Genomic DNA, 11,770 nt, shown 5'->3' with positions numbered 1-11,770 from the left:
CGCCCCCATGGACCAGACACTGCCCGCCCCCGCCCCGTCCACCCGCTGGACCCGCTTCCACGGGGTGCGGCGGGCCTTCCGCAACCTGGTTCTGCGGGGTGCGCTGCTTGAACTCGTCACCTTCGGCTTCTACCGCTTCTGGCTGGCCACCGACATCCGCCGGCACCTGTGGTCCCATACCCTGGTCGACGGCGACCCGCTGGAATATGTCGGCCGCGCCCGCGAACTGCTGATCGGTTTCCTGATCGCAACCGCGATCCTGATGCCGGCTTATCTCGTGTATTTTCTGGTCGGTATCGAGGCCGAGCGGGTGCAGGCCTTCGCCAGCCTGCCGCTCTCTCTGTTCCTCTATCTCTTTGCCCAGTTCGCGATCTATCGCGCCCGCCGCTATCGGGTGACCCGCACCGTCTGGCGGGGGCTGCGCTTCACCATGACCGGGTCGGGCATCGGCTATGCCTGGCGCGCGGCACTCTGGGATCTGGCGGTGCTGCTGAGCCTGGGTGCCGCCCTGCCCTGGCGGCAGGCGGCGCTGGAGCGCTATCGCATGCGCCACACCGCCTATGGCGACCTTCAGGGCGGGTTCGACGGCACCGGGCGGGAGCTGTTCCGCCGCGGCTGGCATCTCTGGCTGCTGACCGTGCCGGCCCTGCTGACCATTATCCCCCTGCCCTTCCTGATCGCCGCCTGGCGGGCGACCATGCTGCAATGGTGGGTGTCCAATGTCCGCTTCGGCGAGGTCCGCTTCCACAGCTATCTTGAGCGCAAAGCACTCTTCGGCATCTATTGGAAGGCGACCGGCTGGTGGGTCCTGCTGGGCACTCTGATGGGTCTTTGGGTGTCAGGCATCTTCGGCCTCGCCGCCGCCCTGGCGCAGCCCGCCCCCGACGGCACGCCCGATTACGCCGCCGCCTTCGCCCATCCGCTGGCGCTGGCAGGTCTGGGTCTCGGCTATCTGCTGATGGCGCTCGCCGCGGGCGTGGTGGTGCGGATCTACCTGACCCGCGATATCTGGGCACGGATCGTTGAGACCACCGCGGTCTACGGGCTGGAGGCGGCAGACCATGCAACCGGTCAGGGCGAGGCGGTGGACGCGATCGGCGAAGGCTTCGCCGGCGGGCTCGATCTCAATATCGGGGGTCTCTGAGCATGACCGAGGCGTCCGGAACCGATGCCCGCGCGATCTTCTTCGACGGCCGGAGCGCGCGCCGACGGCAGGTCGCGATCATCATCGGCCCGGTGCTGGAGATCGTCGAAGAGGGCACGCCGCTCGCCCGCTGGGCCTGGGACGACATCCGCCGGGCCGACGGCCACGGCCGGCTGCGCCTGAAAACCCTGGCGGGGAGCAACCCGCTGGCACGGCTGGAGATCGCCGACCCCGGGCTTGCGCGCGCCGTCGAAACGCGCTGCCCCGCGCTCGATCATGGCCAGGGCCGCGGGCGCACCCGCCAGGTGCTCGGCTGGTCGGTCGCCGCCTGCGTCTCGATCGTGCTGCTGGCGCTTTATGGCATCCCATTCGCCGCCGACCGGATCACGCCGCTGGTGCCGCGTTCGGTCGAGGCCCGGCTGGGAGATGCCACCGACCGTCAGGTCCGGGCGCTGCTGGGTGGCGAGGCCTGCACCCGCCCCCAGGGTCAGGCCGCGCTGGGGCAGATGGTCCAGGCCCTGATCGATGCCGGCCTGCCGCCCGAGGACGACGAGACCGTCGTCGACGTGGTGGTGCTGTCGTCCGACGTGGTCAACGCCATCGCCCTGCCGGGCGGGCGGATCTACGTCTTCGACGGCCTGTTGCAGAAGGCCGAAACCCCCGACGAGCTGGCCGGGGTCATCGCCCACGAGATCGGCCATGTTCATCATCGCGACGGGCTCCGGATGGTGATCCGGGCCGGCAGCACCTCTTTCGTGATCGGGCTGCTGTTCGGCGACGTGGCAGGTGGCGCGGCGATCGTCACCGCCGCCGATGCCGTGCTGAATGCCGCCTATTCCCGCGATGCGGAAACCGCCGCCGACGACTTTTCGGCCGCGGCCATGACCAGGCTGGGCCGCTCTCCCGCGGCCTTCGGCGACCTGCTGGTGCGGGTGACCGGCGAAACCGAAGGCCATGGCACCCTGCTGGACAGCCACCCCTTCGGGGCCGACCGGCTGGCCCGCCTGACCGCGGCCGGAACCGCCGCGCCCGGAACCGCCACCGACGGCCCCGCCCTGCTGAGCGAAGCCGACTGGCAGGCGCTCAAGGGCATATGCGGCGGTTCTTCTGCATCCGGCCCGCCGGCCTCGGGGCCGGAACGTCAGCGGCTGAAGAACAGCGACAAGCCCTCCGGCTCGTGACCCTGAACGCCGGGCACCATCCGCGTACCATGGGGCGATACGCGTATATCATTGAATATATCACAACCAAAAATAAGGTTGGATATTGCCAGAGCGCAGGTCTACCCTGAATTAAGCAACCCAGACGTTCATATCTCAAGCCGCTCGCCGTGGATGACGAGCGATACGGAGTGATGCTGGCAAGCGATCAACCCCAGGGTAATTTCTTCTTCGAGGTTGCACCTCATGGATGAAGACGCCCCGCTTCCGGCCGAGGACGGCACGACAGAGACGACCCCAGGCGCCAGCCGGGCGGCGTCTGTCGCCCGCGGGCCGGACGTATCCGGCCGGGTGGTGGTGGTGACCGGGGCCAGCAAGGGGATCGGCCGGCGGACGGCTGCACATTTCCTGGAACGGGGTGATCTGGTGCATGGCTGTGCCCGCAGCCCCTCGCCCATCGAGCATCCGGCCTATGTCCACCACCGGCTGGACGTCGCCGACGAGGCGGCGGTCAAGGCGATGATGTCGGCCATCAGGCGCGCCCATGGCCGGATCGACGTGCTGATCAACGCCGCCGGCGAAGCCTCGATGAACCATGCGCTGCTGACCCCGGCCGAAACGCTGGAGGCCCTGCTGCGCACCAATGTGATCGGCAGCTTCGTCTGCGCTCGGGAAGCGGCGCGGCTGATGCGGCCCGAAGCCCACCGCCGGGATCGGGACGCCCCGGCAGACACGCCCCCGGCGGGCGGTCGTATCGTCAACCTCACCAGCGTCGCCGTGCCCCTGAAGCTCGCCGGTGCGGCCGCCTATGCCGCCGCCAAGGCGGCGGTCGAAAGCCTGACCCAGACGCTGGCGCGGGAACTCGCCCCCATGGGCATCGCCGTCAATGCCGTCGGCCCCGGGCCGGTGCGCACCCGCATGACCCGAACCGTGCCGCCCGAGACGATCGACCGGCTGCTTTCGGCCCAGACCGTGTCGCGGCTGGCCACCACCGACGAGGTGGTGCGGGTGATCGATTTCCTGGCCGACCCGGCGGCCGCGATGGTCACCGGCCAGATCATCTATCTGGGAGGGGTATCCCGATGACCGAAAGCCTGCTCGACCGGATCGCCGGTATCGGCGCGGCGGTCGCCCTGATCGACGATTCAACCGGCATCGAGACGTCATTCGCGGCCCTCGCCGATCAGGCCCGGGACGCGACGGAACGGCTGCGGGCGGCCGGGGTTTCCGCCGGCGATGTGGTCAAGCTCGACGGCGAGGCCGGCGCAAATACCCTGGCCCTGCTGCTGGCGCTTCAGGCGCTGGGCACCGTCGTGGCGCTCGACACCTCGACCGTGCCGGCCGAACGCAGCGACAAGGCCGCGCTTGCCCGGGCGGTCTGGCAGCTGCGCCCCGAAACCGGCCACCGGCCGGAAGCGATCCCCCCCGAAGGCGACGAGGCGCCGCTGGTGGCACAACTGCGCGAGGCGGGCCATGCCGGGCTGATCCTGTTCAGCAGCGGCACCACCGGCCGGCCCAAGGCGATGCTGCACGATCTGGACCGGCTGAGCGCCAGCTATCTGGGCGGCGCCCCCCGCACCAAGCCCCTGCGCCTGCTGCTTTTCCTGATGTTCGACCATATCGGCGGCATCAACACCATCTTCTCGAGCCTCGCCCAGGGCACGACCCTGGTGCTGCCGGCGGAGCGCACGCCCTTGGCGGTTGCCGGCGCCATCGCCCGGCACCGGGTCCAGGTGCTGCCCGCCTCGCCCACCTTCCTCAATCTCATGCTGATGAGCGGCGCAGTCGAAGCCCATGATTTCTCGACCTTGCGGATGATCACCTACGGTACCGAGCCGATGCCCGAAGGGCTGCTCGGCCTGCTGCGCAGCCGCCTGCCCCGCGCCCGGCTGCTCCAGACCTTCGGCACCTCCGAAACCGGCATCGTCTCCACCGTCAGCCGGGCGTCGACCAGTCTCGCGATGCGCTTCGACGACGACGCGGTCGAGCATCGCATCGTCGATGGCGAGTTGTGGCTGCGCAGCCGGCGGCGGATCGTCGGCTATCTCAACCACCCGATGGATGCCTTCACCGATGACGGTTGGTTCCGGACCGGCGATCTGGTCGAGGAAACCCCCGACGGCTTCCTGAAAGTGAAAGGGCGCGCCAAGGAGATCATCAATGTCGGCGGCGAGAAGGTGTTCCCGGCCGAGGTCGAAGGCGTGCTGATGGCCTCGGGTCTGGTCGCCGACTGCAAGGTCTTCGGCCAGCCCAACGCCATCACCGGTCAGGCGGTGATGGCCGAGATCGTGCCGGCCCCCGACGCGGTGCCCGCCGATCCCGCCGCCCTGGTGAAAGCGGTCAAGGCCCATGCCCGCGAGCGGCTCGACCCGTTCAAGGTGCCGGTCCGGGTGAAGATCGTGACCGACATCCCCTATTCGGCCCGGTTCAAGAAGCTCATCTCGCGGGAGGCGTCATGACGGATCTGGTCATCTTCGGGTCGGGCGGTTTCGCCCGGGAAGTCGCGGCCTATGCCGCCGATGCCGGCTTCACGCTCCGCGGCTTCCTCGACCTGTCCCGTACGGCCTGGGAAGAGCACGGCGCACCGGCCCCCGCCTGGCTGGGGCGGCCCGAGGATTATCAGCCGGCCCCGGGCGAGGTCTTCGCGCTCGGCATGGCCGAGATCGCGGTGCGCACCGAGCTGATCGCCCGCTGGTTCGACGACGCCGGCTGGCCCGTCGCCACCATCATCCATCCGACCGCAACCGTCATGCCGGGTGCGGAGATCGGCCCGGGCACGGTGCTCGGGCCCCGGGTCCATATCGGCGTCAACGCCCGGCCCGGCCCCTTCACCGTAATGAATTACGGCTGCTCTTTCGGCCATGACGGCGTCTCGGGCCGCAACAACGTGTTCTCGTCGGGGGTGCAGCTTGCGGGCTATGTCACGCTCGGCGCCAACAACTTCTTCGGCGTTGCCGCCTCGGTTCAGCCGCGGCTGACGCTGGGCGACGGCAACCGCATACAGGCCGGCGTGTCGGTCGCGGCCAATGTCTCGTCCGGTGCCTTCGTCTTCCGCAAGGACCAGCCCAAGACCGCCTTCCTGTTCGCCCCCCAAGCTGCCACGCCCACCCCGTCCAACGAGGTCACGACCCCATGAGCGATCCCGTGCTGATCATCGGTGCCGGCCCGGCCGGCTGCGTTGCCGCCCTCACCCTGCGTCGCCGCGGTCGCGACGTCGTCCTGCTCGAACGTGCGACCGAACCCGCCTACAAGATCGGCGAAAGCCTGCTGCCCGGCACGCTGTCGCTGCTCGACCGGCTGGGGCTGATGGACCGGATCATGGAGCGCGGCTTCGTGCGCAAGCCCTCGGCCACCTTCGTCTGGGGGCTGGGCCAGGCGCCCTGGACCTTCTCCTTCGCCACCCCGCGGCCCGAGCCCTGGATCTACGACCACGCGATCCAGGTCTACCGCCAGGAATTCGACGGCCTGCTGCTGGATGCCGCCCGCGATGCCGGGGTCGATATCCGCATGGGCCATGCCGTCGCCTCGGTCGATTACGACCATGGCGACGGCGTGCTGGTCCGCGCAAGGCGGGTGGCCGACGATGCCGAGGTGGTGCTGCCCGGATCCTATGTCGTCGATGCCACCGGCCAGAACGGGCTGATTGCCCGCGAGCTGGGGCTCAGGCGGTATGACGAGTTCTACCGCTCGCTCGCGGTCTGGAACTACTACCCCTCGATCCGCAAATTCACCGGCGATCTGGACGGCACCACCTTCTCGATCACTTTCGAGAAGGGCTGGGTGTGGATGATCCCGCTGAAGGACGGCACCTACTCCGTGGGCGCGGTGGTCGATGTCGACAATGCCGCCGAGATCAACGCCCGCGGCCGCCAGGCATTCCTGGAAGACTGCCTGCGGGCCGCGCCGGAGGTTGCCTCCATCGTCGATCTGGACGATCCCCGCGCCGAGGCCCGGATCATCCGCGAGTGGTCGTACAATGCCGAGCGCATGTCGATGGGCCGGGCCTTCCTGGCCGGCGACAGCGCCTGCTTCACCGACCCGCTGTTCTCGCAGGGCGTGCATCTCGCCACCCAGTCCGGTGTCTATGCCGGGGCTGCGATCGACTTCCTGATCGACCATCCCGACCGGGCCGATGATGTCCATGCCTGGTATGACGCCGCCTATCGCGAGAGCTATTCGCAGTATCACGAGTTCCTGGCCTCGTTCTACAGCTACGCGTCGGAGGTCATGCCGGCGTCGAGCTTCTGGTCCAAGCGCCGGGTGCAGGGGCTGGAAGACAAGCGCTTCTCGGACAAAACCTGGTTCGCCCGCCTGACCGGCCAGGCCGAAGAGACGGACGAGGACGAGCTGCTGCGCAAATTCGTCAACCGCTCCGGCAACATGATCAGCCTTGGCCAGCATCTGCGCACCGAACTCACCGACGACTTCACCGAAGAGGAACTCGCCGCCAAGCGGGTGCAGTGGATCGGGGCGCTGACCCGCAATCTCAATTCGATCAAGCGGTTCGAATGGACCGGCGGCGAGGTCTCACTGGTGCCGACCTTCAAGGTCGACCCGATGGATTTCAGCCTGGTCGAGCGCCAGTTGGTCGCCGACGGGCGCGGCCGGCGGATGATGAAGTATTCGATGACCGAAGCCCATCGCGACGTGCTGGCCGGGCTGTCGCACGAAACCGTCGGCTATCGCGAGCTGGTGAAACGGCTGAAACAGGCCGATGACGGCCCCGACCTGTCGTCGCAGATCGTGATCCGCCTGATCGAGGCCGGGATGCTGAAAGGCTATGACCGCGACGACCAGCCGGTCGAGATCCAGCACCGGCTGCGCTTCGACGGTGTCGGCGCGGAATACGAGGTCTGAGCGTCGAGGCAGGAGACCCCATGGTGACCCCAACCGTTCTGATCGTGCCGGGGCTGGGCGGATCCGGCCCCGACCATTGGCAAAGCCTGTGGCTGGACGAAAACCCCGCCTGGCGGCGGGTGGAACAGCGCGACTGGGACCGCCCGGTCGCGTCGGAATGGCTTGCGGCCCTGGACGAGGCGGTCGCGCTGGCCCCCGGACCGGTGGTGCTGGTGGCGCACAGCCTGTCCTGTGCGCTGGTGGTGCGCTGGGCGGAAACCTCCGCCCGCGCTGGCCGGGTGACGGGCGCCCTGCTCGTCTCTCCGGCCGATGTCGACAGCCCGGATCACACGCCGGAAGAGGCGCGGGTCTTTGCCCCGATGCCGACCCTGGTCCTGCCCTTCCGCACCCTGGTGGTGGCGAGCGACGACGACCCCTATGTCGCGCCCGAGCGGGCCGCCGGCTTCGCAGCCGCCTGGGGCGCCGATCTCACCCTCATTCCCGGCGCCGGCCACATCAACGCCGATTCGGGCTTCGGCCACTGGCCGCTGGGCCAGGATCTCTTGAGAGAATTGATGGAGGACCTCTGAGCGGCCCCGCACCTCACCCTCTCCTCCCGCCGCCCGCGGCGCCCCCGCCCGCCGCCCACGGCACCCCCCGCATATTCCGTCCCCCCGCATATTCCCTCAACGGGCGCAGATGCCCCGTCCGGGAGGCAGCCCCATGCTGCATCACCTCAACCTTGCCCAGCGCGACATATTCTTCGATCGCACGCTCAACCCCGACCGGCTCTATCTGGTCGGGGGCGAGATGCAGGTGGACGGCGCCTTCGACGATCGGGCGGCGGCGGCGGCCTATCGGGCGGTCATGCGCGACGTGGCGGCCATGCGGGCCCGCCTGGTACTGCGGGATCATCAGCCGATGCTGGCGGTGGCCCCGCCCGACGACGCAGGTCCCATCCCGTTCCGGCTGGAAGATTTCAGCGCCGACGCCGAACCCGGGATGAGCGTCGCCGCCCGGGCAGCCGCCCTCTGGGCCGAGCCGATCCGTCCCGAGGACGGCCGGGTCATGCACGACATGTGGATCCTGAAGGCGGCACCGGACCGGCGGACCATTCTGTTCCGCTGCCATCATCTGATCGTCGACGGCTGGGCCGGGCTCGCGCTCTTCGATCGTTTCCGCCGGGCCTATGACACGATCCTGGCCGGCGGGACGCCGCTGCCCGACCCGGCACCGCTGCCCGATCCGGCCGCCGAACATGCCTGGATCCAGAGCCCGAAGGCGGCCGAAGACAGCGCCTTCTGGGCCCGCGAGCTGGGCGATCTGCCCGCCCGGGCCTTTCTGCGCCGCCCCCCCTTCGGGCCGTCGCTCAAGGCCCGGATCACCCGCGACCGGGCGGCCTTTGCCCGGATCGAGGCGGTCGCCGCTGCGGCCGGCGTTCCCCTGCCGGCCCTGCTGCTCACCCTGTTCGCGACCCTGGTCCACGAATTGACCGGCCGGGCGGCGATGATCGTCGCCACCCCGGTCCGCAACCGGATGACCGCGGCCGAACGTGCGGCCATCGCCCCCTTCGTGCGGCTGATGCCGCTTGGCCTGCAGATCGACCCTGCCACCTCCCTTGGGGAGGCCGCAGCCGCGGTTCAGGCGGCAATGCGCCGTGGCTTCCGTCATCAGCGCCTGCCCATGGGCGCGATCGGCAAGGCACTCGGCCGCAGGCCCGGCGCCGGCGATGCCATGCTCGGCGATGTGCTGTTCTCCTTCGAGACCCGGCAGGCCACACAGGGCTTCGCCGGCTGCCGCACCCTGCTCCACCCGGTCAGTCACGAGGGCGACAAATACGCCCTCGCCCTGCATGTCCGCGATCTGGGCGGAGAGGGGCCGGTCGATTTCGATCTGGCGTTGGATGCTGCCCATTGGGACCCGCTGGGTGCCGCACCGGTGGTGGACCGGCTGGGGCCGATGTTGGAGGCGCTGGAGCGGGCGACCCCGGACACGCCGCTGGCACACCTGATCCCGCCCATGCCCGCGGCCGAACGGGCCCTGATCGCGCGGGTGAACGACACGGCCCGGCCACTGCCGGGGCGGGCCGGCGGCGCCGCGAGCGTCGTGGAGCTGATCCGCGACACCGCGCGTCTCAGATCCGCCGATCCCGCCCTGGTGACCGCGGCGGGAGAAGTCACGAGCTTTGCGGCCCTCGATCTCTGGTCCGACAGGGTCGCCCGGGCCCTGATCGCCCGCGGGGCCGGCCCCGGGCGGATCGTGGGCGTGATGATCGACCGGCGGCCCGCGATGATTGCGGCGGTTCTGGGCGTGCTCAAATCCGGGGCGGCTTTCCTGCCGCTCGACCCCGCCCTGCCGGCGGCGCGGCTGACGGAGATTGCCGCGGATGGCGAGGCGATCACCGTGATCACCTGCCGGGATTTCGCTGCCATCGCGACGAGCCGGCCGCTGCTGGTGATGGATGACGCGGGTGCGCTCGACGCGCCCGAAGTGACACTATCGGATCCGGCCCCCGACCATCTGGCCTATCTGCTCTATACCTCCGGCACCACCGGGCGGCCGAAGGGGGTGATGGTCGACCATGCCGCCCTGCTCAACCGGCTGGTCTGGCAATGGCATGCCCTGGGCCACCGGCACCACGAGCCGATCCTGCACCGCACGACCGCCAGCTTCGACGTCTCGGTCTGGGAGATGCTGATGCCCCCCGCCATGGGCGCGCCCATGGTGCTCTGCCCGGCGGTGACCGCCCATCACCCGCAGGCGCTGGCCCGGTTGATCGAGGCGCGGGGCGTCGCCTGCCTGCATTTCGTGCCCGGCGCCCTGGATGCCATGCTGGCCGGCCTGCCCGCCGGCGATGACGAGCGCCTGTCACGGCTGCGGCTGATCGTGACCAGCGGCGAGGCCTTAAGGGCCGAAACGGTGCGCCGGGTCGCGGCCCGCTGGCCGGGTGTCCGGATCGTCAATCTCTACGGGCCGACAGAGGCCGCGATCGACGTCGCCCGCCATGATGCCGATCCCGAAGAGACGGTGGTGCCGATCGGCCGGCCGGTCTGGAACACGCAGCTTCTAGTTGTTGATCCCGACACACTGCAACCAGTCGCGGTCGGCCGCCCCGGAGAGCTGGTGATCGGCGGCGTTCAGCTCGCCCGCGGCTATCTGGGCCGGCCGGAGCTGTCGGCCGAACGCTTTCCCGAGGATCCGGCAAACCCGGGGGCCCGACTCTACCGCACCGGTGACGAGGCACTGCTGACGCCGGACGGGGTCTTCCTCTATCTGGGCCGGCTGGATGATCAGGTGAAGATCGATGGTGCGCGGGTGGAGCCGGGCGAGGTCGCGGCACGCCTGGCCGGCCATCCCGCCGTGCAGGAGGCGGCCGTCCGGGCCATCACCGGCCCCCGCGGCCCAAGGCTGGCCGGCTGGTATGTCGGCGAGGGCGTCTCCCCGGCCGAGCTGCGGAGCTGGGCCGCCGGGCGCCTGCCCGGCTGGATGGTGCCCGCCGTGCTCACCCGCCTGGACCAGCTGCCACGCCGGCCCAACGGCAAGCTGGACGCCGCAGCCCTGCCGGTGCCCGCCCTCGCCGAAGGGCCGGTCCGCACCGCCCCGGCGACAGCCCTTGAAGCCGCCATCGCCGGCGCCTTCGCCCGGGTACTGGACGGGGTAGCCGTGGACGCCGCCACCGACTTCTTCCTGGCCGGCGGGCATTCGCTGACCGCGCTCCGGCTCACCGCCGAGATCCGCGCGGCGACCGGTCTCGAGACGGACCTGAAGCAGCTGTTCCTCAACCCGACGCCGCGGCTGCTGGCGGCGGCGCTGGATCAGGCCCGCATCGCCGCCGGCGATCACGAGGATGACGGGCCGCTGCCGCTGTTCCGGCCAGCGTCGGGGCAGCCAGCGTCGGGGCTGCCAGGGACGGGGCGAACCGCGCCGGTCTTCCTGATCCCGCCGGTCGCCGGAGAGCCGGCCATCTTCCTCGATCTTGCAGCGCGGCTCGGCCAGACCGCCTGGGGGCTGCGCTTCCCGGCGCATCCGGCCGCGGGCCTGCCGGAATTCGCCCGCCATCTTGCCCGCACGGTGCTGGAGATCGCACCCCGCGGACCCTGGCGGCTGATCGGCTATTCGCTGGGCGGCATGGCGGCCTTCGATGCCGCCCGGCTGATCGAGGCCGAGACCGGCGGCCGGGTCGATCTGGTGCTGCTCGACACCTCGGCCGAGCCGGTGCCGATGCATCCCGATGCGGTCGCGGCCAAGTTCGACCGCGAATTCGCCCGGGCCGCGGCCGACAGTACGGATGCCATGGGCCGCCTTGCCGCCGGTCTCGGCCGGCCGGCGGTGGCACGGCTGAAGGCGCGGGTGCTGCGCAATGCCCGGGCCACCACCGGCTGGCGGGCTCGCGGCGTCATCCACGGCGACATCACCATGATCACCGCCCGGCGCGACCCGGCAGAACGCCGTCCCGAACGCTGGGCCGCCCATACCACCGGCCGCTTCCGGCTGATCGGGCTGGATGCCGGCCATTTCGATCTGCTGTCGGACCGGATGATGCCGGATCTGGTCCGGGCGCTGGCGCCAGCCCCCGAACCGGTCCCCGCCTGACCCTTCGCCACAGACCCCGCCCAAGACAGAGGAGGCC

The 11,770-nt window shown here is 70.2% G+C and carries 8 protein-coding genes; all 8 read left to right on the top strand.

Annotated features, from left to right (window positions below; translation table 11 throughout):
* Positions 1-7 precede the first annotated feature (7 nt).
* The gene (locus TMO_RS03065; RefSeq protein WP_014744121.1) at positions 8-1,144 is read left to right on the top strand and encodes a YjgN family protein; all 1,137 of its coding nucleotides are present in this window, start codon (positions 8-10) and stop codon (positions 1,142-1,144) included.
* 2 nt (positions 1,145-1,146) lie between these two features.
* On the top strand, positions 1,147-2,325 hold the full coding sequence (locus tag TMO_RS03060) for a M48 family metallopeptidase (protein ID WP_014744120.1): 1,179 nt from the start codon (positions 1,147-1,149) through the stop codon (positions 2,323-2,325).
* 225 nt (positions 2,326-2,550) lie between these two features.
* Positions 2,551-3,390: an SDR family NAD(P)-dependent oxidoreductase gene (locus TMO_RS03055; RefSeq protein ID WP_014744119.1), complete on the top strand. Its 840-nt coding sequence runs from the start codon at positions 2,551-2,553 to the stop codon at positions 3,388-3,390.
* A complete protein-coding gene (locus TMO_RS03050; protein ID WP_014744118.1) occupies positions 3,387-4,763 on the top strand; it encodes an ANL family adenylate-forming protein in 1,377 nt (458 codons plus the stop codon). Before TMO_RS03055 ends, TMO_RS03050 begins: the two co-directional genes overlap by 4 nt.
* On the top strand, positions 4,760-5,440 hold the full coding sequence (locus tag TMO_RS28990; protein ID WP_014744117.1) for an acetyltransferase: 681 nt from the start codon (positions 4,760-4,762) through the stop codon (positions 5,438-5,440). Before TMO_RS03050 ends, TMO_RS28990 begins: the two co-directional genes overlap by 4 nt.
* The gene (locus TMO_RS03040) at positions 5,437-7,161 is read left to right on the top strand and encodes an NAD(P)/FAD-dependent oxidoreductase (protein ID WP_014744116.1); all 1,725 of its coding nucleotides are present in this window, start codon (positions 5,437-5,439) and stop codon (positions 7,159-7,161) included. The genes TMO_RS28990 and TMO_RS03040 overlap by 4 nt, the downstream gene beginning before the upstream one ends.
* Positions 7,162-7,181: 20 nt before the next feature.
* Positions 7,182-7,730, top strand: a complete 549-nt coding sequence (locus tag TMO_RS03035) for an RBBP9/YdeN family alpha/beta hydrolase (RefSeq protein ID WP_014744115.1) — start codon at positions 7,182-7,184, stop codon at positions 7,728-7,730.
* Positions 7,731-7,863: 133 nt separating this feature from the next.
* Positions 7,864-11,733, top strand: coding sequence for a non-ribosomal peptide synthetase (locus TMO_RS28985; protein ID WP_014744114.1), 3,870 nt, complete (start codon positions 7,864-7,866; stop codon positions 11,731-11,733).
* Positions 11,734-11,770: the final 37 nt, after the last annotated feature.

The organism is Tistrella mobilis KA081020-065, from assembly GCF_000264455.2.
Taxonomy (GTDB): domain Bacteria; phylum Pseudomonadota; class Alphaproteobacteria; order Tistrellales; family Tistrellaceae; genus Tistrella; species Tistrella mobilis.
This window is presented reverse-complemented; position numbering and strand designations above follow the sequence as displayed.

Coding starts and splice junctions, on each gene's coding strand:
- TMO_RS03060 (WP_014744120.1), top strand. CDS start 1,147: ATGACCGAGGCGTCCGGAACCGATGCCCGCGCGATCTTCTTCGACGGC.
- TMO_RS03035 (WP_014744115.1), top strand. CDS start 7,182: ATGGTGACCCCAACCGTTCTGATCGTGCCGGGGCTGGGCGGATCCGGC.
- TMO_RS03050 (WP_014744118.1), top strand. CDS start 3,387: ATGACCGAAAGCCTGCTCGACCGGATCGCCGGTATCGGCGCGGCGGTC.
- TMO_RS28990 (WP_014744117.1), top strand. CDS start 4,760: ATGACGGATCTGGTCATCTTCGGGTCGGGCGGTTTCGCCCGGGAAGTC.
- TMO_RS03065 (WP_014744121.1), top strand. CDS start 8: ATGGACCAGACACTGCCCGCCCCCGCCCCGTCCACCCGCTGGACCCGC.
- TMO_RS03040 (WP_014744116.1), top strand. CDS start 5,437: ATGAGCGATCCCGTGCTGATCATCGGTGCCGGCCCGGCCGGCTGCGTT.
- TMO_RS03055 (WP_014744119.1), top strand. CDS start 2,551: ATGGATGAAGACGCCCCGCTTCCGGCCGAGGACGGCACGACAGAGACG.
- TMO_RS28985 (WP_014744114.1), top strand. CDS start 7,864: ATGCTGCATCACCTCAACCTTGCCCAGCGCGACATATTCTTCGATCGC.